Annotated in this window: 22 protein-coding genes; 7 read left to right on the top strand and 15 right to left on the bottom strand. The window is 43.7% G+C overall.

The window, feature by feature from the left end:
• Positions 1–57: 57 nt before the first annotated feature.
• The 3 genes from ACOOEY_RS11040 to ACOOEY_RS11050 all read left to right on the top strand — a co-directional run bounded on the left by ACOOEY_RS11040 (position 58) and on the right by ACOOEY_RS11050 (position 3,082).
• A complete protein-coding gene (locus ACOOEY_RS11040) occupies positions 58–1,023 on the top strand; it encodes a FecR family protein (RefSeq protein ID WP_420384769.1) in 966 nt (321 codons plus the stop codon).
• Between the two features lie 21 nt (positions 1,024–1,044).
• Positions 1,045–1,689, top strand: a complete 645-nt coding sequence (locus tag ACOOEY_RS11045; RefSeq protein WP_420384770.1) for a hypothetical protein — start codon at positions 1,045–1,047, stop codon at positions 1,687–1,689.
• Between the two features lie 94 nt (positions 1,690–1,783).
• Entirely contained in the window at positions 1,784–3,082 is a 1,299-nt protein-coding gene (locus tag ACOOEY_RS11050) for an STN domain-containing protein (protein WP_420384771.1), read from the top strand.
• On the opposite strand, the gene ACOOEY_RS11055 is transcribed toward ACOOEY_RS11050, so the two are convergent.
• Together ACOOEY_RS11055 and ACOOEY_RS11060 are read right to left on the bottom strand one after the other, a co-directional pair.
• Complete coding sequence (locus ACOOEY_RS11055; RefSeq protein ID WP_420384772.1) at positions 3,079–3,768, bottom strand: LytR/AlgR family response regulator transcription factor; 690 nt, start codon at positions 3,766–3,768, stop codon at positions 3,079–3,081. The genes ACOOEY_RS11050 and ACOOEY_RS11055 overlap by 4 nt on opposite strands.
• Positions 3,765–4,802, bottom strand: a complete 1,038-nt coding sequence (locus ACOOEY_RS11060) for a sensor histidine kinase (protein WP_420384773.1) — start codon at positions 4,800–4,802, stop codon at positions 3,765–3,767. Before ACOOEY_RS11060 ends, ACOOEY_RS11055 begins: the two co-directional genes overlap by 4 nt.
• A 199-nt stretch (positions 4,803–5,001) precedes the next feature.
• Here ACOOEY_RS11060 and ACOOEY_RS11065 point away from each other — a divergent pair, with 199 nt between their 5' ends.
• The gene (locus ACOOEY_RS11065; protein ID WP_420384774.1) at positions 5,002–5,922 is read left to right on the top strand and encodes a DUF6624 domain-containing protein; all 921 of its coding nucleotides are present in this window, start codon (positions 5,002–5,004) and stop codon (positions 5,920–5,922) included.
• A gap of 63 nt (positions 5,923–5,985) precedes the next feature.
• On the opposite strand, the gene ACOOEY_RS11070 is transcribed toward ACOOEY_RS11065, so the two are convergent.
• The 7 genes from ACOOEY_RS11070 to ACOOEY_RS11100 all read right to left on the bottom strand — a co-directional run bounded on the left by ACOOEY_RS11070 (position 5,986) and on the right by ACOOEY_RS11100 (position 12,403).
• A complete protein-coding gene (locus ACOOEY_RS11070) occupies positions 5,986–6,642 on the bottom strand; it encodes an HAD family hydrolase (RefSeq protein ID WP_420384775.1) in 657 nt (218 codons plus the stop codon).
• Positions 6,642–7,346, bottom strand: coding sequence for a TIGR00730 family Rossman fold protein (locus tag ACOOEY_RS11075; protein ID WP_420384776.1), 705 nt, complete (start codon positions 7,344–7,346; stop codon positions 6,642–6,644). The genes ACOOEY_RS11070 and ACOOEY_RS11075 overlap by 1 nt, the downstream gene beginning before the upstream one ends.
• A gap of 97 nt (positions 7,347–7,443) precedes the next feature.
• Positions 7,444–8,352: a TIGR01777 family oxidoreductase gene (locus tag ACOOEY_RS11080; protein ID WP_420384777.1), complete on the bottom strand. Its 909-nt coding sequence runs from the start codon at positions 8,350–8,352 to the stop codon at positions 7,444–7,446.
• 131 nt (positions 8,353–8,483) lie between these two features.
• Entirely contained in the window at positions 8,484–10,427 is a 1,944-nt protein-coding gene (locus tag ACOOEY_RS11085) for a M56 family metallopeptidase (protein WP_420384778.1), read from the bottom strand.
• Positions 10,414–10,791: a BlaI/MecI/CopY family transcriptional regulator gene (locus ACOOEY_RS11090; RefSeq protein ID WP_420384779.1), complete on the bottom strand. Its 378-nt coding sequence runs from the start codon at positions 10,789–10,791 to the stop codon at positions 10,414–10,416. The genes ACOOEY_RS11085 and ACOOEY_RS11090 overlap by 14 nt, the downstream gene beginning before the upstream one ends.
• Positions 10,788–11,969: a TlpA family protein disulfide reductase gene (locus ACOOEY_RS11095; protein ID WP_420384780.1), complete on the bottom strand. Its 1,182-nt coding sequence runs from the start codon at positions 11,967–11,969 to the stop codon at positions 10,788–10,790. Before ACOOEY_RS11095 ends, ACOOEY_RS11090 begins: the two co-directional genes overlap by 4 nt.
• Positions 11,970–11,980: 11 nt before the next feature.
• The gene (locus ACOOEY_RS11100; protein WP_420384781.1) at positions 11,981–12,403 is read right to left on the bottom strand and encodes a hypothetical protein; all 423 of its coding nucleotides are present in this window, start codon (positions 12,401–12,403) and stop codon (positions 11,981–11,983) included.
• 105 nt (positions 12,404–12,508) lie between these two features.
• Between ACOOEY_RS11100 and ACOOEY_RS11105 the strand changes: the two genes are divergently transcribed.
• Together ACOOEY_RS11105 and ACOOEY_RS11110 are read left to right on the top strand one after the other, a co-directional pair.
• On the top strand, positions 12,509–13,450 hold the full coding sequence (locus ACOOEY_RS11105; protein WP_420384782.1) for an ion channel: 942 nt from the start codon (positions 12,509–12,511) through the stop codon (positions 13,448–13,450).
• 91 nt (positions 13,451–13,541) lie between these two features.
• A complete protein-coding gene (locus tag ACOOEY_RS11110) occupies positions 13,542–16,013 on the top strand; it encodes a S9 family peptidase (RefSeq protein WP_420384783.1) in 2,472 nt (823 codons plus the stop codon).
• A 53-nt stretch (positions 16,014–16,066) separates the two neighbouring features.
• Here the strand turns inward: ACOOEY_RS11110 and ACOOEY_RS11115 are convergent, their stop codons facing one another.
• Complete coding sequence (locus ACOOEY_RS11115) at positions 16,067–16,978, bottom strand: ROK family protein (RefSeq protein WP_420384784.1); 912 nt, start codon at positions 16,976–16,978, stop codon at positions 16,067–16,069.
• A gap of 70 nt (positions 16,979–17,048) precedes the next feature.
• Here ACOOEY_RS11115 and ACOOEY_RS11120 point away from each other — a divergent pair, with 70 nt between their 5' ends.
• Entirely contained in the window at positions 17,049–18,224 is a 1,176-nt protein-coding gene (locus ACOOEY_RS11120; protein ID WP_420384785.1) for a hypothetical protein, read from the top strand.
• Here ACOOEY_RS11120 and ACOOEY_RS11125 read toward each other — a convergent pair.
• From ACOOEY_RS11125 to ACOOEY_RS11145, 5 genes are all read right to left on the bottom strand, one after another.
• The gene (locus ACOOEY_RS11125) at positions 18,214–18,510 is read right to left on the bottom strand and encodes a type II toxin-antitoxin system RelE/ParE family toxin (protein ID WP_420384786.1); all 297 of its coding nucleotides are present in this window, start codon (positions 18,508–18,510) and stop codon (positions 18,214–18,216) included. The two genes, ACOOEY_RS11120 and ACOOEY_RS11125, sit on opposite strands and share 11 nt — an antisense overlap.
• Positions 18,511–18,524: 14 nt before the next feature.
• Positions 18,525–18,746, bottom strand: a complete 222-nt coding sequence (locus ACOOEY_RS11130; protein ID WP_420384787.1) for a type II toxin-antitoxin system ParD family antitoxin — start codon at positions 18,744–18,746, stop codon at positions 18,525–18,527.
• A 40-nt stretch (positions 18,747–18,786) separates the two neighbouring features.
• A complete protein-coding gene (locus tag ACOOEY_RS11135; protein WP_420384788.1) occupies positions 18,787–20,439 on the bottom strand; it encodes a glycoside hydrolase family 13 protein in 1,653 nt (550 codons plus the stop codon).
• Positions 20,440–20,443: 4 nt separating this feature from the next.
• Entirely contained in the window at positions 20,444–22,390 is a 1,947-nt protein-coding gene (locus ACOOEY_RS11140; protein WP_420384789.1) for an alpha-amylase family glycosyl hydrolase, read from the bottom strand.
• Positions 22,391–22,567: 177 nt separating this feature from the next.
• Positions 22,568–24,268: a sodium:solute symporter gene (locus ACOOEY_RS11145; protein ID WP_420384790.1), complete on the bottom strand. Its 1,701-nt coding sequence runs from the start codon at positions 24,266–24,268 to the stop codon at positions 22,568–22,570.
• Between the last annotated feature and the right edge of the window lie 143 nt (positions 24,269–24,411).

Raw genomic sequence — 24,411 nt, forward strand, 5'->3', positions numbered from 1 at the left:
AATTTCAATTACCCGTACGTGTGAATTTGAGTTCACCCGTCATACACATGAAAGCCGATGAATAACCCAAGTGACATATCGCAGGAATTGATGCTCAAATACCTTTCAGAAACCGCCAATGCGGAGGAGACTAAGGTAGTTGAGGAATGGATGGCAGAGTCTGAAGACAATGCACAATACATCCATCAACTCAAAGCGTTGTGGGCCAATGCACAATCTTTCTCTTTGCTCGATAGTATCGACATGGATAAGAACTGGCAGGGCATACAGTCAAAGATCAACGAGCATCAGCAAGGTAATAACCGAATCTTCTGGCGCGTAGCAGCTGCCGTTATCGTTTTGATATCTGCTGCCTTTTTGATGAAGAATCTACTGTATAGCCCTCCACAACAAATCAGCTTTAGGGCAGATAGTCAGTCTGAGCTGAGCTTGCCAGATGGTACAGTAGTCACTTTAAAAAAGGGAGCTACCTTAAAATATCCAGAAACTTTCGGGAATGAGCGAATAGTTGAATTTGAAGGAGAAGCCTTTTTCGATGTAGCTCAAAACACGGAAAAACCTTTTGTGATCTTCGCTGATGAAACTGAAACCAGGGTATTGGGTACTTCATTCAACCTGCGAACGGCTACTTCCTATTCAGGTCTTGAGCTGGTGCTGGTAGAAGGCAAGGTTAGTTTTTCTACTGCGAATGAGAAAGTCATTCTTACGCCAGGTCAACGAGTGGCCATGGGGGCTAATGGCTTGTTGGAGAAAACGGACAATAGCAATAGAAACTTCCAAGCCTGGCAAACAGGTACGCTGGTCTTTGAAAACACACCAATGAGCAGGGTTTTTGAAGACATCGGCAATGCATACAATGTGAGGTTTGAATTGCAGAATTCGGCTTTTGGAAACTGTACGCTTACTGCGCGCTACGACCAGGAAGGCCTGGACAACATACTGAATACTTTAGAACTATTATTTAATACATCTTTTAATCGACAGCAGGAGATCATTTTGGTCAATGGTGGCTCCTGCCAGTAAGAAATAACAACTCAAAATATCATGAACAACAGATTTTTTAAAGCCATTTTAATGGTGGCAGTGTTCTTCGGAGCGTTGAACCTGCAAGCTCAGGATGATCCACAAAAAATGCGTACCCTCTTCAACAATGGGGGAATCCGATCAAATGGTGGATATGGGGCAGTTACAGTTGGCTATACCCAGATTGCCAATGCTGACGCGATCACAATCGGAGGCCAGGGCGCCTGGTTAATCAATCACCAATTTGGTATTGGTTTAGCGGGAACCGGTTTTATCACTGAAAGGGCATACGATGCAAACCTTGATAATCGCTACCTGACTACAGGGGGCTATGGAGGCCTCATGCTTGAGTTTATCGCTATGCCGCATAGTCCTGTTCATTTAAGCTTTCCGGTAACCATTGGAGCAGGAGGAATTAGCTATGTGCAGTCGAACAGAGACTTTGACTTCTATGATTCTGAAGATTCTCAGGCATTCTTTGTGGTTGAACCGGGAGTAGACATCGAGTTTAACCTGTTACCATTTGTTCGCTTCGGATTGGGCGTTAAGTACAGAGTTACCTCAGATATAGACTTAACCTATCTCGATTCAGGAGCCAGAATTCTGGAGCAGGATGCCATGACAGGTTTCAGCACATCGTTTAATCTCAAATTCGGAAAATTCTAAAATATTACTGATTGACCACAAAAAGTTTAGGCCTGTCGGTTCACACTCAGTGAATTGCAGGCTTAAACGCTTAAATTTGCTTCAACATTTTTTCATGAAAATCTCGGCCATTTATTTTTTGATTATGTTCTGCTCAGCACCGCTTTTTGCTCAGCAGTCGGGATTGCTTGAAAGGAAAGTAACGGTACAATTCAGCAATACTTCTATTGAGGAAATTCTCAAGTCAATAGAGACCAGCGATTTATCCTTTGTCTATTCTCCTGAAGTCTTTGATGTAAAGAAGCGGGTCAATATCAATAGGCAACAAGCCACAGTTCGTTCTGTTCTGGCCGAACTTTTTGCTGGTCAGTTGATGGAGTCTTATGAAATGAACGGTCAGGTTCTACTAAGGAAAAAGCGAATTCCGAAAGAAGCTGAGCCGGAAAAAGCAAAAGTTGTAACCAATCCAGATACCACCCAATCTGAAGCTAAGACGAAAGCCTTAGAGGAGAGTTCAATTCAGCCGGAGACTTCCAGCACCAAGTCAAAAGGCACTGCAATGCTGGAAGTATCGGAAACAACAAGCTCAACCATAATGCCAACATCTGATATGGACAGCCTTCAAAAGCAAGTTCCGGCAGCTGGTTTGGGTTCCGGCAATGGGCAAGGTGAGCAGATCGTTGATTCCTCCTCCCGACAATTCTATTACACGGCTGATTTAAAGGCCTATCACTTTCCGGTATATAAAATAGCTCCATACCAGCTTGACTATACACCCATGAAGCCGCGCTACCAAATTCCTGAACAGGAGACTGTATGGGACAAATACGCAACGGACAATAAAAAAGCGAAACGCGAAAAAACGAAAGAGGCAAAAACTCCCGGGGATAAGAAGTTTCGCTTCGGTATTGCCTCTTATACAGGGTATACTGAATTGAATAATACACCTTCTTTGTTAATAGGAGGTAGAGTAATGTTTTATGCTAAACCGAATTTAGCCATCGGTTTCAGTGGAAATGGACTTCTCTCCGATAGTTTTTTTAGCCCTGTGGCCAACATGGATATTGAGCTAGAGGGGGGCTACGGAGGTCTTGCCCTGGAGTATGTTTTGTTTCCCAAAAGTGTTGTTCACCTCAATATACCGATCATGATTGGTGCTGGTGGTTATACTTATCATGAAGCAGGAACAATCCGTAATCCGGCTCAGTGGGAAAATCAAAAGGCCTTCTTTGTGCTGGAAGCCGGTTTGGAGCTGGAAGTAAATGTGACCAGTTTTATGAAAATTGGCTTTGGTATGGGTTACCGTGATGTAGCCGGCTCGGGTCTATTGAATCAGAATAGTGAAGAAGTTATTCCAGAGTCTTCGCTTGAAAGCCTGAATTATGGCCTGGTGCTTAAATTTGGTCGTTTCTAGTTACCCTTCAACATTAACAATGCCGACTCTTTGTATTTTCGACTCAAAGGAATCTCCCTACCCTCAAGCTGAACATACTCTTTATTATAAGCTTTTACATAGGCCTTGTTGACAATGTATGATCTGTGAGTTCTGATGAATCCACTGCCGATTAGCTCTTCCATAGTCGAAATATTCATGCGTGTTTTGATCTGCTCTTCCTTGCAGTGAACAATGACAAAATCGTTCAGGCTTTCAATCAACATGATCTCATCGGTTGGAACTCGCTTCACCCTGCGATCGGAACTAATGTCTATAAACCTTTGCTGCCGATTTGAACCTTCATGCTCAGACCCTCGCTCCCTTATGTACTTATCCACCGCCTTGCGGAGTCTTTCCGGTGAAATGGGCTTCAATAAATAGTCAACAGCTTGCAAATCGAAGCCCTGAATAGCATATTCTCTGTGAGCAGTGGTGAAAATGATCTTAATATTTTTGTCAAGTGAACTTGCTAAAACAAGCCCTGAGACTTCCGGCATGTGGATATCCAGGAAAATCAGGTCGATGGTTTCTCTGGCTACTAACCTCAATAACTCCATCGCATTTTTGCAGAGGCCTGCTACTTCCAGGTCAGGTATATCCTGAATGTGCAGCTCCAGTATATCTCTGGCAGTAGGTTCATCATCTACAATGGCACATCGAATCATATCTTAAGAGGTATTTTCAAATTGACGCGATATTCGTCTTCATCCTGAGACAAATTAAGCGAATAAGCAGAACCATAGATCAGATTAAGCCTGTTTCTGATATTGCTAAGGCCAATTCCTGTTGCTTCAGGCTCTGATTTATTGCAGGAATTTTCGGCCTCGAAGTGAATATTCTGATCAGCAACCTTGAGGCTGAACTGACAGCGAAACTTTCCATCGATAGTGGCTCCGTGTTTAAAGGCGTTTTCAACGAATGGGAGAAATAGCATTGGGGCAACAGAGATATCTTTGATCTTATCTACCTCTGGCTTTAGAAAATGCACTTCGAGTCTATCTCCGAACCTGATTTGTTCCAGTTCAATAAGCTCCTGAATATGTTTCACCTCCATTTCTAATGGCACCTGATCTTTCTGACTGTTATAGAGCAAGTAATCCAGCAGAGAGGAAAGCTTCAAAATGGTTTTGGGTGTCTTGTCAGATTTGGTGAGTGACTGGCCATAAATGGTATTGAGGGTATTGAACAGAAAATGGGGATGTAATTGAGCTTTAAGAAAACTGAGCTGCTGAGCTTTGGCTTCTATGTTGGCCTGAAGGGCTTCCTGTTTCAGCAAATGATTTTCCTCGAGAGTCTGAAGATGTGCCTTTCGAATATCAATAAATCCACCAAAGGAGAGGATAAGTACTACAAGTATCAGCGTAGTGTAGAAGTTTTTGATCAAGGCTGGCGTGCCATGGATATCCAATCCTGGTAGATAACCCAAGGCGAGGATATTGAAACAAAGGATTAGAACTGCGCAGGCCAGAATGAGTAGAATGGCTCGGGAGAAAAACTTTAAGCTGTGCTGCGTTGAAATAAGTTCTCGAATGATGAAATGCTTTGAGACCGACAAGCCTCCCAGGCTCAGTAAAGTTAGAAAGCCAGAGAAAACCCAAACGTAATGGCCATTATCATTTCCAAAACTTAATATCAGGAAAAAGAAGAGCAGCAGGCCTATTGCACTCATTAAGATGTTGACATAACCCTGACTCTTCATGGACATTTCGATTTTATCATAGCAAGGTGCCTATATCTGACGATTAATTCCAGTAACATCCCTTTTTGACCAATTCGGAGAGGGTTTCGACAACTATTCTGTCATCTCAATCAAAACCGGTATAGAAAGGGTTGTTTCCCGCGAATCGTGATAAGCGTCTTTCATCTCACTTTAGTTTGGCTTCATAAACTGAATTACAATGAGATTATTAAAAACAACATTGATACTATTATGTCTTGCCTCAACCGGACTGATGGCACAAAAGGAGGGTAAACAATTATTGGAGGAGGGCCAATTGCTAAAAGCAATGGAATCCCTTGGAAGAGCCTTTATGGAAAACCCGAACGATCGCGAAAATGCCTATACCCTGGCTAAAACGCTGGCATTGATGAGTGAGGTAGATACAGCCTTTTATTTCCTGAATATCGCTCTCCAGGACAATAATGAGCTGATGCCATTAGCAGATTTCAATTTCTACTCACTGAGCACCAGTCCGAAGTGGGATGGGGTAGTAGCCAATCAAATGGAGAAATATCAAAGGGTTCACGGCAGGCTTCAAAACCCGGAATACGCCAAGGAACTACTCGCTATCATTATGAAGGACCAGTCACTGGATTACTACGTTGACCTGGCGAAAGTAGAGTTTTCAAAAAGCGGTTCTGTACCTCACTGGTTTTATCCGCTGACTTTTCTGAAGGGCCAGTTTATTACGAACGATAACTTTAGTCGGATGAAGACCCTCATTCAACAATATGGCTGGCCTACCTACTCCATGGTTGGAGACCTGGCTGCCGATGCTCCTTTATTAGTGATTAATCATCATCCTGATGATCAGGTGCGGAAGGATTATTTACCGATGATCAAGAAGGCCTGTGAAGATGGCGAGGGCAGTTGTCTTGAGTACGCTAAAATTCAGGATAGGGTGCTGGTGAATGATGGATTGCCACAGATTTATGGCATGCAATTCCGTTACAATGACAAAAGAGAGCTCGAGCCATTCCCAATAGAGTCACCTGAGTATGTCGATCAAAGAAGAAAGGCCATTGGGTTGGAACCGTTGAAAGACTATCTGAAAAGACGAATCAACTACGATTTCACAGTCAGACAGAAGGAGCAGTAACAACTGGAGGTTGATAGTGAGCCGGCAGTAATCACTTCAGTGATTCTTCCGGCTTTTCACGTTTCACCTGAACCGATCGAAATAACTGTGCAGTTGTTGGTGACTATTAATCAGCTCCTCTGCTCCAAATTTCAAGAGCTTATCTCCATGACCAGCACGAACATGAGTACCTCCCAAAAAGCCAACGGTTTTCAGGCCAGCTGCCACGGAGGCACTGACTCCTGCTACACTATCTTCCACCACAAGAACTTCATCTTGATTTAGACCAAGTCGGTCAAGGGCCAGGAGATAAACAGCCGGATCGGGTTTACCCTTGGGGACCATCTCTGCAGAGAAGACCCGTTGCTCGAAGATATGATTTGCTTCCAGCATCTGAATCGCTTCAAAAACATAGTCTGCTGCACTGTTTGACACCATACTGGCAGTAACCGGTACGCCAGATAACATCTCGTGTACACCGGAAATAGGCCTCATATTATTCCTGATAGCTTCATCCATATGCCTGACGGAGTCGCGCACATCAATGTCCTGGGGTAGATGTCCCTCATCTTTGATAAGCTGTAGAATATCTGAGAAAGTCTTTCCTGTATAGGAAGAGATAAAAGTCTCGATATCAATATTCACTCCTTCAGAATTCAACCAGGAGGTAACCACTTCAGCGGCTACTATTTCCGTATCAATTAAGACACCATCACAATCAAAAAGAATGTGTTTGATCATTAGAAGTTCGGAGATAACAGGTATTTAGAATAGAATTCATCGATTACTCTAACGGCATCAGTTGGGGTTTCTACAATGCTGATCAGGTCGAGATCCTGAGGGCTGATGTTTCCCGCAGTCAGCATGGTGCCTTTGACCCAGTCAATCAAGCCACCCCAGAATTTTTCTCCTACTAACACAATAGGGAATCTTCCGATTTTATTGGTCTGAATAAGGGTAATCGCTTCAAAAAGCTCATCAAGTGTACCGAAACCTCCCGGCATCACTACAAAGCCTTGTGAGTACTTCACAAACATTACCTTACGCACGAAAAAATAATCGAACGAAATGAGTTTATCCGGGTCTATGTAGATGTTGTTACCCTGCTCATGGGGTAATTCAATATTAAGTCCTACTGATTTACCGTTTTCGCTTTTAGCGCCCTTGTTACCAGCTTCCATAATACCAGGGCCGCCTCCTGTAACTACTCCATAGCCATGTCGGACAAGTTTCGCTGCAATCTCTTCAGCCATCTGGTAGTATTCCGTTCCGGGTTTGGTTCTGGCTGAACCAAAGATGGAGACGCATGGGCCGATTTTCGCCAACTTCTCAAAGCCTTCTACCATTTCGGCCATTACTTTAAATATTACCCATGAATCATGGGTTTTTATCTCGTTCCAGTCTCTGTCTTTAAAAGCCTGTTTGATTTTATCTTCGTTATTCATTCTGTACTGTTTATGTTAAATATAGGCGAAAGCCTACTTCTAAACGGGGACTGTTTATCAAGGTTCCTTTAAGTTTAGATAAAGAGCAATTTAATAATCATTGGCCTGAAGCCTTGAGGTTTTTCAAGGTTTCAGATAGTTTGGGATATTCAAATCTGAAGCCGGCTTCCATGATTTTCTCACAGTTAACCCGGTTTCCTCCAATCACCATTTTGGCCATTTCTCCCAGCATGAGTTTGAGTACTAAAGCCGGAACAGGAATAGGGAGAAAGGTTTTGCCAAAGACGGCTGCAGCCTCTTTAGTCAGTTCTTTATTAGTTGCTGGTTTAGGGCCAACAGCATTAAAAGTGCCCACCATTTCTTCATTTTCCAGAGCAAAGACAAACATTCTACAGAGGTCTAAGATGTGAATCCAGCTCATGTATTGCGTCCCTTTACTCAATGGGGCAGCTACAGGTGGTTTCAATAACTCTGTCAGTGCACCTCCCTGACTGCTTAGCACAACACCTATCCGAAGTTGTACCAGGCGAATGTCGAGATCGGTTATTTTGGTCGTGGAAGTTTCCCAGGCATCGACTACGTGAGCAAGAAAATCGTGGCCTACAGGAGCGGTTTCTTTAAGGTTGATATTACCGGTGTCTAGGCCATAGTAACCGATGGCTGAAGCCGAGATAAAATTTTTCACCTGATGTTTTTGCTCTTTCAGGGTTTTATAAAGCAGGTATGAGGTTTTAGTGCGGCTATTATAAATCTCTTCTTTTCGTTCCGCGGTCCATTTTTGGTCAGCCACACCCGCTCCTGCCAGGTGAATAATCGTATCAATCCCCTCTAGGGCGCCCTCTTCGATGTACTCCCGCTTATAGTCCCATTCGAAAACAGGGTAAGGTTTACCAGGGTCTTTGGAACGGCTCAATATGGCCACTTCATGGCCATGAGATTGAAGCAATGGTATCAGGTGTGAACCTACCAACCCGGTACCTCCTGTGATCAAGACTTTTTTTCCCATAGCCTTAAAAGTAGGGAAAGCTATGGATTGTTTGACCTCTCGTCAGGAAAAGACTAAATGACTAATGAATGAAACAGCCATCTCTCTTAATGATCGAAAGAGAGATGGCTGCAGCCGGGAAGACGCCCCTGCTATTTCTTTGTGGTTATTCTGATAATGCCCGCATAGCCCTTTACCTTCCGTTTTGGGTAAAGTTGCTCCATCTGTTCGGCATTGATGACGCTAATGGATTCCACATTCATCATGTTGATGTCGCTCAGCTTTAAATCTTCTCTGAGCTCTCCGTTAAGTTCGATGAGTGGTTTCCCTTTCAGTTCATCAATCATTTTGACCTTCATCTGAAGATCTTCCTGTTCTCCCAATTCATTCAATTGCTCCTTAACATTACGAATGTGTAGTGTCCGGTCAATCTGGTCATTATAGAGTCTAACCTTATGTAATTCCAAAAGCTCTTTGGCGAGTGCATCCATACGGGTCTGATGCTCTTCAATTAATTGGAGGTCATGCTGTTCTAACTGAGCCTTTTCTTTGGCTAATGTCTCCACCTTTCTTTGTAACTGACTATACTCTGTTTCCAGTTGATTGAGCCTCTGGAATTTATCAGAGTCAAAATATGACTTCACTACCCGGTTAGCTGTTTCAACCTGGCGTACCTGCGCTGCTAAGGCTTCTTCGTGACGCCTCATTTCCTCTATTTTGACGACCTCTTCTTTTCGAAACTGTTGAATCTGGGCATAGGCTTCCTTAAATGTCTCAAAGTCACGGCCTGATATTTCCTTTCCATCTTTGGAAATTTGTGTCAGCTTGCCCTCATTATCCAGTTCTATTTCATAGGCATCCTTATTTGAAATGAGCTCAAGAATGGCATCGGAAACCTTAATGGTGTCAGACTGAATAAGTGTCTGATCAGGTTCGGTTTGGGGTTGAACCAAACGCTGGGTCCCTTCCGATTCTTCTTTGTTAGGTTCTTCCTTCAGCGTTTTCTCCTGAGGCTCAATGATCTGAAGGTCTGCGGCCTCTTCTTCATTAATGTTCTGCACGGTAGGCTCTTGCTTCAAAGGTTCCATTTGCTGCGGTTTTGCACTCATTAAAGCAAATGCAACCAGCAGTATGGCCATAGTAAAAGTGGCGCTAAGCCAGTGGGGTTGTTGTTTTGAATTCATCATTACGTTAATCCTTTTTAATACTTGATTTTTGGAGTTACCTGCAAAACCAACTGCAGGAGAGTTCAGGCTAAACGCCTGCACTTTGGCCAATGCTTTAATCATTGGTAATTTCTTGTCTGAGTAATGCAGAGCTAATTCATCGGTTGCGAATTCCCTTTCGTTGTCAAGCTGACTTTTCAACCACCAGAAAGAGGGGTGATAGAAGAAGACAATCTGTAAGACGTTGATAATGATGTTGATAACAAAATCATTTCGCTTCAAGTGGGCCAATTCGTGGTAGAGAATGGCTTCAACCTCTTCGGTGGAGAGACCTTCTATTAAGCCTATTGGAAACAGGATGGTGGGGCGAACAACCCCGAGTATAACCGGACTGCTGATCCAGGAGCTCAACCGTATCTGTACATGTCTCTGGATACCGATAATGCTCTTCACTCTCTCCAGAAGACCATTTACTGACTTTCCTTTTATACTTACTGATTGAGAAACCAAACGCCTCATCCAAATCACGGAGCCAAGAGTTCTTAATACAAAGAGAGCAACTCCTATGGTCCAGATGAGGGCAATTATTGAGGCGTTTTTGGTGAGCCACATTACCACAACATGACTTTGTGGATTAGCAGTAGTGCCTTCTCCCGACAGCATGAATACTGGGGAAAGCTGTTCTGGATGGAGTGCAGCTACTGCACTGTTATCCACAGCGGTTTCCGGCCAGAAGAAGATGAGATTGGCCAGCAACATGATGGGTAAGGACATCAGGCCTGTAAGTGTAACTGCGTGCCTGAGACGTGCGCTTTTATGACGCAACATCACCAATAGTAAAAACACTATAAAGAGGAGGAGGGCTCCCTGCCATAATGAATGTACCAGACTAAGGCCTATGGTGTCGAGGTAATTGTTATTGATCTCCATCTTGCTCCAGTTTTTCAATTAATGCCTTAATTTCTTCTAACTCCTTGGCCGATGTTTTACCAGACCCGAGGGCACTCAGTACCAGCTTACTGGCTGACCCCCCAAAAGCCGTATTCAGAAGCTTGTCCAGTAATTCGCCCTGGATGTCTTCTGCTTTTACCCTGGCTGCGTAAATGTGCGTTCGACTCGATTCGTCACGGTCTACCAGACCCTTTTGAGCCATAATCTGCATCAACTTCAATGTGGTAGTGTAACCAACCTCTTTGTGCTCGTTCATCTTCTCATTGACCAATCGAACACTGGATGGTCCTTCCTTCCAGAGGATGTTCAGAATCTCAAGTTCACTTTCTGTGGGTTTGATCATGGCTTTTTTTGTTTTAATGCTTTTTCTATGATGGCTTCAATCTCTTTTGGAGCGTTTTCTCTTCGACCCTTCTCGGCATGAAGAATCTTTCCGGTCTTGTCTACTACGAAGATTGAAGGGTAAGTATCTAATTTAAGTGTTTTAGCCAGTTCTTCTCCCTGAACCAGGAATTCGTAGGTATAGCTGTTACTGGCCACAAATTTTTCTGCTTTGCCAGGTGCATCACGAACAGAGATGCCTATAACCTGGACCTTACGGTCTTTGTATTTTTGGTGAAGGGCCTGTAGATCAGGCATAGCGATGAGACAGGGGCCACACCAGGTACCCCAGAAATCAATAATGAAGACTTCTGAATCGAAACTGTCTAAGCTCTTAACTTCGCCATCGACATCATTTAAACTGAACTGAGGAAAACGGCTACCTACTTTGGGTAAACCATCGGTTTTGGCCTCATTTCCTAATACCTTCTTTTCATCCTTACTTCCCCCAGCATTGATGTCGAATTTTACCTGACTTTTGACTTGCAGGCTTTCAATGATGACTGTTTTGCGTATGCTTTTACTTTCGAAACCAATGGGTAGCCTGGTTTCATCATCAATAAACCAATCTGAGTATGAGGGGATTGCTTCCTGAGTAGCTGGGTTTTTCAGAGTTCTGTAAATCCTTACCTGCTGACAGCTTCTTCCTTCTATTTCCGATTTCCCCATCAATTCGGCCCTGTCCATCGAGTTGATAAGCTGATCCATCCCCTCTTCTGAAGCAAAGGCATTATTGACCAGGAGGAAATAGGGGAAGCCCAGGGTTCTGCCAATGGCCCGGGCATCTGGGTTTTCAATGGTTTGAACCTCACCTTTTCCTTCTTCATGAAATTTGAAAAACTGGCCATCATAGGAGAAAGAAAATGGCTGTACCCGATTGGGTGCCTCAAACTCTCCTTTGACCAGTACTTTGGTTGTACCAAAACCCACGTTGGGTACGGGTGCGTATTCCTGAATCACCTGTGCTTCTACTTTGATTCCTTCCTGATAGAATAAGCTTTTATAGCTGATGCTTTCCAGCGATTTACAGGCTTCGCTGCTGGCTTTGAGTAATAAAGAGGCCTCATTGCTTTCCTGACTGGCTGACAACTGCAGGGAATAGATAAGGGCTAAAGTGAATAAGAGATATCTGAGTTTCATGACCTTGTTGTTTATCTTTTGATATAGCAGATGAGGGCACCCATACCCAGACCTCTTGAGAGGTATTTCGGATTGTCCTTGAGAACATCAATTTCCACCACCAGAATTTCTTCGGGAGAGGGTTCCGGAGCGAGAGGGTAACCTTTTTTGAGTAGCTGAACTTTGAGCTTAGTATCTGTAACCTCCATTTCCTTAAAAATCAGATCTTGTACCTCACCAAACTCATCTATGATTTGTCTGTAGAAGGCCACATGATCCTCGCGATTTTTCATATTCTCTTTAAGCTCTGGAGAAAAGTGTTGGTCTATGAATTGATTGATAGCTGAAGTGCTTCCATCGTTTTGAGTGGAAATCCAATCTTTTAGAATCTCCATCTTGGGATCTTTCTCCGCTCCTGAGCAAAGTAAGTAGAGGCTAAGTAACAAAATTCTCATAGTACGATTTATTTCGTACTTCAATTATATACGAACATATTCGTAGTTCCAAGCTATCTACGAAAAATTTCGTAAGATTTAACATTTTATCTTTCAGTAACGGCTATGGCAAAAACAACCAGGAGATACAGAAGAAGTAGTGAATTAGGTTTCGGAGAAAAGGGTTATTCCAAAAATACCCGGCTGATTACTTCGGGAGGAGACTTCAATGTAAAGAAGTCAGGAATGGGATTCTGGCAATCGCTCGATGTGTATCATGAGCTCATTGCCATGAAGTGGCTCAACTTCATGCTGCTCATCACCCTTATCTTTACAGTAGTTAATCTGTTCTTTGCCACACTTTACTTTTTAGCAGGAGAGGGAGGAATCTCTGGCGTTCAATCCCATGGTACATTCGATTCTTTCATGTCTTGCTTTTTCTTTTCAACCCAAACCATTACTACTGTTGGGTTTGGAAGCTTGAGTCCCTTATCCAATACCGTGAGTATGATTGCTGCGGTCGAGTCGTTTGTGGGCCTGTTGACTTTTGCCATTGCCACCGGCTTATTATTCGCCCGTTTTTCACGTCCAAGACAGAATATAATTTATAGTCCTACGGCCATTGTTGCTCCTTACAGGAATGAAAATGGTTTAATGTTCAGGCTGGCCAACCGCAGCAAAAACCAATTGATTGAGTTGGAGGTGGATATGATTGTTTCCTATTGGGATGCTGCCCATGATAGAAGGATTTTTGAACGCGTGGAGCTTGAAAGGAATAAAATTAACTTCCTGTCCATGAGCTGGACTATTGTACATCCTATCGATGAGCAAAGCCCTATTTATGGCTGGACGGAAGAACGGTTTGAAGAGTGCCAGGTAGAAGTCATCGTTATGTTCAAGGCTTTTGACGATACCTATGTTCGCCCGGTATATGACCGTATGAGCTACGTATCAGAGGAAATTGAATGGGGGAAGAAATTCGTTCCGGCTTATGATCGCATGAATGATGGAAAAATGCACTTTAAGGTTGATAAGCTTGGCCAAACCGAAGATGCTCCGCTGAACTAACCATTTACATCAACATGCTGGCATTAGGATAAATTATCTGTCAATCAGCCAATTAGTGATTATATTCAGTATGTCAACCATTGAATAGATCATGAAAAAGCTATCACAACTAAAGATTTATGCTGCTACCCTTTTGGTTACGGCATTGCTCATTAGCACAGTACCCAAGCTATCCGCTCAGGATACTTATCAAAGGCCTCCTGAGGTTATCGCCAAGCTGATAGAAGCGCCATCTACTCCTGCGGTAAGTATTGATTCCAAAGCAGAATGGATGCTCTTGATGGAGAGACCGGGATATCCCAGCATAGAGGAGGTTTCTGCTCCTGAACTGAGAATTGGTGGTACAAGGATCAATCCTGCCACGAATGGAAGAAGCCGTCAAAACCCAATGACCGGCTTAAGCCTGAAGAATATCAAGACAGGTGAAACCTTTGTCTTTGCCAATATGCCTTCCAATCCGGCAATTAGCAATGTATCGTGGTCAAGCGATGAGAAACAAGTTGCTTTTACCCATACTGTTGAAAATGGTATTGAGTTGTGGGTAGCCAATATTGAGACCAAACAGGCTAAGAAGCTCACAGAAGCCATTGTGAATAATGCCTATGTATCTGCTTACGAGTGGATGCCTGACGGGCAGTCGCTCATTGTCAGTGCTATTGTGGATGGAAGAGGACCGCAGCCCGTCAGACCAAGGGCACCTAAAGGACCGGTCATTCAGGAGACTGCCGGTGCTGAGGCACCATCGCGTACCTATCAGGACTTACTGGAAAATGCTTATGATGAAGCGCTGTTCGAATATTATACTACGGTTCAACTGAAGAAGATCGACCTGAATGGTAATAGTACTAACCTGGGTCAACCAGACATTATTAAAGGATACGATATTTCACCCGATGGTCAATATCTGTTGGTAGAAACTATTCAAAAGCCTTTCTCATATCTGGTACCCGCTTCCCGCTTTCCCTTTAACTATGAAGTTTGGGATAGCAGAGGAAATAGGGTGAAACTGTTGGCACAGATTCCTTTGGATGAAGTAAGGCCTAAAGGCTTTGATGCTACCCGTAAAGGCATGCGTAACGTCAACTGGAGAGCAGACCAGCCATCGACTTTATATTGGGCCGAAGCTAACGATGGTGGTGATCCTAACCTGGATGTAACCGAAAGAGATATTGTCTATATGCAGTCTGCTCCCTTCAACGGGCAGCCCACCAAACTGGCGGCCACAAGTCTTAGATATGGCGGCATTGTCTGGGGAGACGAAAACAGGGCATGGCTTAATGAACAATGGTGGGCCAACCGGATGGAAAAAAGCACCATTATTGATCCATCGAGGCCGGGAACTCCTGGAGATGTAATCATTGAAAGGCCTACTACCGATCGCTATAATGATCCGGGAAATCCCATTACCGTGAAAAACCAATATGGTCGCTATGTGCTGAAATTTGACAAAGACCATGTGTTTATGAGCAGCGTGGGTGGTTCTCCGGAAGGAGACAGGCCTTTCCTGAGTCGATTTAACCTGAAAAATCAAAAGCAGGAGATTCTATTCAGATCTGAAGCACCTTACTACGAAAGACCTTTGGAAATCCTCGATGAGAAAGCCAACGTCATTATGACCATTCGTGAGTCAGAGAAGGACCCTCAGAATTATTTTATCAGAGACCTGAAGAAAGGGAGTTTAACCGCTATTACCGACTTCCCTCATCCTCAACCAGAAATGATTGCTGTCAACAAAGAGATCATTAAGTACCAACGTGCTGATGGAGTTGATCTGACAGCTGTACTCTACACCCCCGCAGGTTATGATAAAGAAAAAGACGGACCTCTCCCCGTATTAATGTGGGCTTACCCAAGAGAATACAAATCTGTGGCAACAGCAGCACAGGTAAGAGGCACCCCTTATTCTTTCACCCGTGTGAGCTCAGGTTCGCCTTTGTTCTGGGTGCTAAGAGGCTATGCCGTGATGGCCAATACAGAGTTTCCGATTATAGGAGAGGGAGACAAAGAGCCGAACGATACTTTCAGAGAGCAATTGGTTATGAATGCTGAGGCAGCTATTGATGCCGTGGTTGAACTGGGAGTTGGAGATCGCAACCGTGTAGGCGTAGGAGGCCATAGCTATGGTGCCTTTATGACCGCGAACCTATTGGCTCATTCAGACCTTTTTGCAGCGGGCATTGCCAGAAGCGGTGCTTATAACCGTACATTGACCCCTTTCGGGTTCCAGAGAGAGGAGCGTACTTATTGGGAAGATCCAGACTTGTATAACTACATGTCACCCTTTATGCATGCGGATAAAGTGAATGAACCTTTGCTGATGATTCATGGTGAGGCAGATAATAACTCAGGAACTTTCCCTATTCAGAGTATAAGATTCTACAATGCGATTAAAGGGCATGGTGGAACGGCCAGGTTGGTTATGCTTCCTGCAGAAAGCCATGGTTATGCAGCCAAGGAATCTATTTTGCACATGCTTTGGGAAATGGATAGTTGGTTGGAGGAGCATGTAAAGAATGCAACAACAAAACCAGAAGGAGCTAAAATTGATACCAAAGACAGGTAGTCATTACATAAATACCAAATCAGGCAGTCTGATCGTAAGATCAGGCTGCTTTTTTATTCACAGAGAAATGCTGCACCAAAGACACCGGCACTGTCTCCCAACTTAGGCTTAACTATTTTGGTATCTAATCTGGGGTTGAACACATACTTCGCAGCCTCTTCTACTCCTCGGGTGTAGAGTTCTTCCACATTACCTACACCGCCACCTAGTACAATGACATCAGGGTCCAGCACATTAATGATGGTTGAAATACCTAAACCAAAGAAGTGAATCAGCCGGTCCAGCGTTTGGACAGCTGCCGCGTCTTCACCACTTCTTGCAGCGGGCAATATTTCCTTCAGGCGTTTTCGCGTACCTGTTTGCTGCTCATAGAAGTCTTCCAGTCCGGTACCTGAGATGATCTTTTCTGTACAGCCGGATTTACCACAGTAGCACGGTCCGCCAGATTCATCCAAAAAATTATGGCCCCATTCACCACCAATCCCCTGCTTACCATTGATTACTTTTCCATTAACGACTACTCCGCCACCGCAGCCGGTACCCATAATGACTCCAAATACCACCTGAGCTTCCGGATCAATCTCAGGCACAATACCCATACGGGCTTCTGCCAGAGCAAAGCAATTGGCATCGTTGGCCATGCGTGTTGGAATGCCCAAAAGTGCTTCCAGATCTACTTTGAAAGGTTGATGATTCAGGCTTTGGGAATTGCTGTTCTTCATCAGGCCGGTTGGAGGATCTATGGCACCGGGTGTGCCCAGGCCTACAATAGCCGGTCTTTCGCCCACCTCTTCGGCCAGGTCATCAATTAGTCTTTTGATATTCTGTAAAACATGTTGGTAGCCTTTGTCGGCCTCTGTATCAATTCGTTTTCGGACCAAAGGAGTCGGATCTTCCTTTGATTTCAATACTGCACCTTCAATTTTGGTACCTCCTAAATCTATTCCCCAAAGTTTATCAGACATACTCGAATAATTATTACTTTAAAATAAGCGTTTACAAAGAAACATCAGCCTTCTGTAATTAAAAGCTACAATGAAAAATAAGCACAAACTCAATATTCTTTTCTTTACTCTTATTGCATTTCTCTTCTCGTGTACCCAATCCAATGAATCCTCAAAGTCAGGAGAAATCAGGAACTACAAAGCCATAGTCACCGATTCATTGACTTTTGACTGGCTACCTGAAGTCAAACTCCTGGACTACAATGATGAGACGGGCGAATTCCTGCTTGAGTCGCAAAAGGACATACTGGTCATTGATAAAGAAGCTAATGTGGTCTCTCAATTTAACCCTCACGTGGAAGGACCTAATTATGTAGGGGACAATGATTTTGGTTGGATATTTTATGGGGAAAATCAATTGATGGCTTATGGGATAAATTACTTCTATCTCTTTGATAAAAATGATGGACTGATTGAACGGTATTCTTATCCAATTGAGGTGAATAGCTGGACTAGATTAGGCGGATTTCCTCAAATGCACTTTCATTATCAAGAAGGGAGCAAAGACAAAATGGTAGCTTTCATTACCAACCCTCCCGGACCGGATAAAAGTACTCAGGCATTTCAGGATTCTGTAAAGATGGTTTATTTGATGGACCTGGAGAATGGAGAATCCAGGCCGGTTATGCATAAGCCGGAGACTAGTATTTACAGAACTATTGGACGATATATTGATCGCGGCTTTCCATATATGACCCACCTCCAAGACAGTAAATTTGCTCAGACTTTGGCCAGCGATAGTATACTTTATATCTGGGACGCGGAATCCAATCAGCTTCTTAACCAGATTGCCTTACCTGAAGAGTTTAAGCCTGATTTTGAAACAACTGCGTTTGGAGAAAGGCTTGAACCTGATAGGTACAGAACTAACTACTTTATTCATAGTACCGGAAGGATGATTGTTTTGGCAAGTAATACCGGCATTCCCGAATCGGTATATCGTGACTTGCGAAAAACATCGAGATGGTGGGAGAGTGAAGCTTATAAGGAAGCAGGTAAGAAGTATTTCAGTGAGCAATATCTGTTATTTGATGAATCGCGGTTCTTAGGGAAGCTGAAGCTGGATATCGGGCCTTATCGGTTTGACAGATTAAGCACCCAATCTGGCTTTATGTGGTTTCAAAGAAGATATGCCGATGAAAGGGACTATCATACTTTTTTGAAAGTAGAGATTGTACCTGAAGAAGATAAGCCTATTACAAATTGATACTTCCGGGAATATCCTGGCGGGCATGAAGAACAGGTATCACCTTGATATGATCTGGTAGCACCTGATAAAAAAGTACATGAGCTCTTTTCGAAAAACTGTATAAGCCTTGTTTTAACTCGTGTCTTGGTCTTCCCAAGTGTGGATTTTTGGCCAATTGAGTTAAACAGTCATCAAGCTCTAACAAATACCTTTCTGCTTGATTCCTCCCAAACCTATAAACTCCGAAATCAAAGATATTCTCTATGTCATGATCAGCTGCTTGACTTAAAAAATATCTACTCATTTCAGCGAATAGCTCTAGGCCTTTTTTGAATGAAGGATATCCTTAATGGACCTTTGACTGGTAGGGCTATCCCATCCCTTTTCAATTTCCTGCTTAAGATCGGCTATCAGTTTTTCACGATATACCTGATGTAATCTAAGGGCATCCCGAACTAGCTCACTGGCATTTTGATAATCGCCAGAGGCAATTTGGTCCGAGATGTACTTCTCTTGTTTTGAGGTAAGGCTAACATTCATATCGATGTCTATATATATCAAATATAGACATTATCAATTATTAATCATGTACTCTAAAGAGCTTAGCTTCCCAGGCTCTCATGAGTAAATCTTCTGTAGCATCATCATAGTTGTAAATAAGTAGTTCGAGGCCCGTAATGATCGGTTCAAAATCTATCTCCTGATCAGAGAAGTTGAGTACCACCAAAAACTCGTTCTCATTATCCCACCTGCGATAGGCGTAAATCTGAGGATGCTCATTTAATACTGACTCATAGTCACCATAAACCAGTGTCTGATTGTCTTTCCGGAATTGAATCATTCTACGGTAGAAGTTCAGAATAGAATATTTGCTTCTTTCCTGGCTGGCCACATTAATCTCTTCATAATTTGGGTTAGACTTGATCCATGGCTCCACCGTGGAAAATCCACCATTCGCATCACCACTCCATTGCATTGGGGTTCGGGCATTGTCCCTGCCCATTTTGTGCACATTATGGATATGGTCTAGTGGATTTTCGCCATTTAATTCCAGATGCTTGAAATAGTTGATGGTTTCAATATCTCTGTAATCATAGGTCGTAGGAAAAGCCACATTGGTCATACCAATCTCATCACCCTGATAAACGTATGGAGTCCCTCGCATGCTGAGAAGCATGGTAGCCAGCAACTTGGCAGCTTTTTCACGATAGGGGCCGTCATTGCCATAGCGAGAAACAATTCTCGGAAAATCATGATTTCCAAGAAATATGCTGCCCCAGCCTTTATCTTTCAACTTTTCATCCCAGCGATTAAAGATGTTTTTGAATTCGACCAGATCGTAAGGCACAGGATCGAATTTGCCTCCCTTGCCCATATCAATGAACATATGGTCAAAATGGAAAACCATATTCAGCTCTTCCCGATCTTCCCCAACATAGTCCAGACCATGATCAAGGGTAATTCCCGGGCCTTCACCAACGGTCATGATATCGTATTTGCTGAGTACTTCACGGTTCAGTTCTTTAAGGAACTCGTGAATTCTAGGTCCGTTGGCGTACTGTCTGGCAATGGTTTCTTCAAATACAGGAGATACCATATGGGTATACTCCGGTCTTTTCGAGATCAAAGAGATGACATCCATTCGGAAACCATCAATGCCTTTATCGAACCAATATTTGACAATGTCCTGTACCTCTTTCCTGACTTTCGGATTTTCCCAGTTCAGATCCGGTTGTTTTCGGGTGAAAAGGTGGAGGTAGTATTCATTGGTTAATTCGTCATATTCCCAGGCAGATCCTCCGAAGAAGGCTTCCCAATCATTAGGCGGACCTCCATGCTTACCTGGTTTCCAGATATAATAGTCTCGATAGGGATTGTCTTTTGATTTTCTGGATTCAATGAACCACTCATGCTCGTCAGAACTATGGTTTACAACCAGGTCCATTACCAGTTTCATGCCTCTTTCATGTACTCCGGCCAACAGTTCATCGAAGTCAGCCATCGTTCCGAATTCGGCCATAATGCCCCGATAGTTGGAAATATCGTAGCCGTTATCATCATTGGGCGACTCATATACGGGACATAACCAGATGATATCCACCCCCAGTGATTTGATATAATCCAGTTTTTCAATGATGCCTCTGATATCTCCAATGCCATCATTGTTGGAGTCGTTAAAGCTCCTCGGGTAGATCTGATAAACTACGCCTTCTTTCCACCAGATTTTTTTCATGTCGTTATTGATTTGTTAGCCAATAGAACTGATAAGGGGCCAGGTATAATCGGCCTTCTTCCACCTGTACTTTTTGATCGGTCAATAGGTCCTTCATGGCAAAAGGATTGATGAGGCTTTGCGGAAATAACAGGTGACTGTAGACCTGTTGGTCATCGTCTCTGAAATTCGCTACCACCATAATGCTTTTACCCTGCCACTGTCTTTCAAAAGCGAAGACATGCTCGTTGGAGGTTTCAATGAGTTTAAAATTGTTGTGATCTCCCAGTTCAGGACAGTTCTTTCTCAGGCTGATCATGTGCTGTAAGGCCTGAAATACCTGTGCCTGAGGGCTTTTCTTTTGTTTGCGCTTTTCGGCCAGTTGCCAATCCATTTTGGGTCTGTGCATCCAACGGTTGTCATCACTCTTCGACTCATCTTCCAGAAAAGAGTAATCATTCAACATGGCAATTTCATCACCCGAATAGATGACAGGGATACCTCCGAAAGCGAGGATAATTCCATGTAACAGATTAATTCTGGCGATGGATCTTTTAATACCCAGGTCGTTTCCTTCTTTAGTGGCTTGCTCCAGTCCGGCCAAAGAAGCGAGACTTCCTGATATTCTGGCATCATCTGTTTTAGGGTTGTACATAAAAGGCATACCCTTCGCAAAAGAGCCATTGAAGTCTCCGGTAAAGAATTTGGTCAGGAACTTTCGATGTGCAGCCGGATCAAAGCCCGACTCCTGAATATGCCGGTCTTCGAAGCCCATGCCTATATCGTCATGACAGCGTACATAGTTGACCCAGGTAGTCCCTTTTGGTTTCTTAGGTTTATCGCGGAGGCTGGCTTTCATCACCCGAGTACTTCTGGTGGCTATCGAATTCCACATCAGCGCCATTAGTGTGGCATTATAGGCCATGTCATGTTCATTGCTCCAAACCTCTGAACTACCAAAGTACTTAACGATTTCTTCAGGGGTAACAATGGCCTCTGCCAGGAAGGCAACTCCCGGAGCTACAACCTGAGTACATAGCTTAAAAAGCTGGTGTATTTGGTGGGCATTGGGCAGGTTCTGACAACTGGTGCCCATCTGCTTCCAGACAAAGGCTACCGCATCCATTCGGAAAATATCCACTCCCATGTTCGCCTGGGTCAGCACATTGTTGAGCATCTCCACAAACACATAGGGGTTGGTATAATTGAGATCCCACTGGTACTGATTGAAGACAGTCATTACCCATTTGTCCATCGATTGGTCGAAGGTGAAGTTGCCGGGAGCGCTTTCAGGAAAAACCTCCGGCATCGCCTGCTCAAAGAGCATGGGAACCGTTTTGTTATCGAAAGTATAATAGTAGTCCTGATAGAAAGCTTCTCCCTTTTTAGCCTTTTTGGCCCACTCGTGTTCGTCAGAGGTGTGGTTCACCACAAAATCGAGCATGAGGAGCTTATTGGATTTTTTGAGCGCCTTGGTCACTGCTTTCAGGTCGGCATTGGTGCCAAACTTCGGGTCTACTTTCTTGTAATTACTGACAGCATATCCTCCGTCACTTTTGAATTTAGGAGAATCGAAAAGCGGCATCAGGTGGAGCATATTTACACCAAGCTCATCGAAGTAGTCGAGCTTTTCAATAATGCCTTTGAGATCTTTGTTAAACCGATCTACATAGAGCATCATGGCTACGATATCCTCACTACAGAACCATCCGGGATTTTCCTCTCTTAGTGAGTCAGACTTCAGTAGATAGGCCGGTCTGCCAATTGAGGCTTCGGCCATCTTTTGAAGCAGCAGTTCAAGAGCTGGCTGAAAATGTTCATGCTCTCCATATAGCTTGACGAAACGGCTGAAAATATCCGAAAACAAAGCAGTTAGCCGTGTTTGGAAGTCAGCAGAAAGCTTTTCATCGTAGGCTTTTAATGTGCTGGCTTTAAGCTCTTTTAACTTGAGATGTGCAGTAGGATTATACATGGATTTGAGGCCTGTTTAATCAGGTGGCCTAAGGTATTTTATTATGCAGTCAGTTTCAAAAAACAGGAGACTTTTAATCCCTGTGAGAATAGTTGAAGGATGTATTAAACCTAGGAAGTTCTGCTTGCCAGAAGATTGACTTTCAGAACGCCTAGCACCTAATACATCCTTCCTTCATCAGGCAAACCAAATCACAATAGCGGCTGTGACTATTAACAGCAGAACAGAAAGTGTCCTGTAGTTTTTATACCAGGGTAACCCTTTGAGTTCTTTGGTTTCATCTCTGTAAATCTTACTTGTCCAGATCATTTCTTCGACTTTCTCTGGATCAGGAGCTGCGGTGGCAAGACTAATCCCCACATTGAGCACCATGGCAATAACAAACAGAATAGGTACGGTGTAAAGGAAATGAACTCCTGTGGCTTCCGTGCTGATACCTCCATAATTGCCAAAGCAGTAAATAATCCAGCTGATAACCAGCAGGTAGGAAATCACCAGGCTCCAGAATCCACCCTGGGCATTGGCTCTTCGGTAGAACAGACCAATCACAAAGGCGGCTACAATTGGTGGAGAAATAAAGGCCAGAATCTGCTGTAAGTAGGTCCATAGTGATTGAAAACTCTCAATCATTGGTGCCCAGGCTGCCGCCAAAATAACCAGTACACAGGTGGCAACCTGACCGGCTCTCACCAATTGCTTGGAGGTCATATTGGGCCTGATCTTCTGGGTAAAGTCCATAGTGATAAGTGTGGAAGCCGAATTCAGCGTGGCAGATATACTGGACGACATCGCGGCCAATAATCCTGCAATAACGAGTCCCAAAATACCTGTCGGTAGCAGTCTGTAGATGAGCACAGGGTAAGTCATGTTAGGACAGTCACTCAGTGTGGTACAGGTAGCGAAACCTCCCTCCACAGGTACCTGATAATTCAGGAAACTGATATCAAGGTCTTTGAAGAGTAAAATGGCTAACACACCAGGAATTACCATAATAAAGAGCACCGGAAGCTTTAGCAAACCGGCAAAAAGGGCTCCCCAACGACCATGGTTGAGGTCTTTGGCAGAAAGCACCCTTTGCACCATGAATTGGTTATTGGCCCAGAAATAAAAGCCTAGTAGTGGGACACCAAACAACAGCCCCAGCCAGGGCATGGCTTCATCGGAGTTGGGCCGTATGAGGCTCAGCACTTCACCGGAGTTTTTTTCCAGCTCTCCCGATGAATGCAGGTTATTCAGTCCATCGATCATGTTTTGCCAGCCACCTACCTGATCGAAGGCATAGTAGGTGACAAGGAAAGACCCGAAGATGAGCAACACTGCCTGTATTACCTCTGTATGAACTACGGACGAAAGTCCTCCCGGAATAGTATAGGCCGCGGCAGCTACCGCCAGAAAGGCAATAATCATCCAGGAAGGATAGTCTGGGAAAATAATTTTCAGGATCAGGTTACCGGCATATAAGCCGGAAGCTGTATCGATAATCACATTACCAATGATGGTAATACCGGAGAAGAGATAGCGTGTACGAGTATCGTATCTGCGCTCCAGAAATTCCGGCATGGTATAAACCTTTGACTTTAAGTAGAAGGGGAGGAAGAACAGGCCGAAGATTACCAGAACCACAGCAGCCATCCATTCATAGTTATAAACTGCGACATTGGTCTGGAAGGCATCAGAAGTCAATCCTATGAGTGTGTTTGAGCCTATATTGGCTGCAAAGAGAGAGATACCTACAATGGGCCAGGCCATGTTTCGGCCGGCAAGAAAATAGTCTTCAGAGCTCTCTTGTTTTCCTTTTTTGATACCGTAGACTACAATACCAATGAGGTAGACGGCTATGATGATTTTATCCCATAGCTCTAATCCTAGCGTTTCCATACAATCATTAGTTAAGTTTCAGTAATACCCCGGTTAAATGAAGGCATTACTGTCGGTTACGTGACGTTGGCAAATGCTGCCAAAGTGCAATAGTCACATCTTATAAGTATAGCGACTTCAAGGCTAAAATCATAGAATTAACA

This window comes from Roseivirga sp. (genome assembly GCF_965216855.1).
Classification (GTDB): domain Bacteria; phylum Bacteroidota; class Bacteroidia; order Cytophagales; family Cyclobacteriaceae; genus Roseivirga.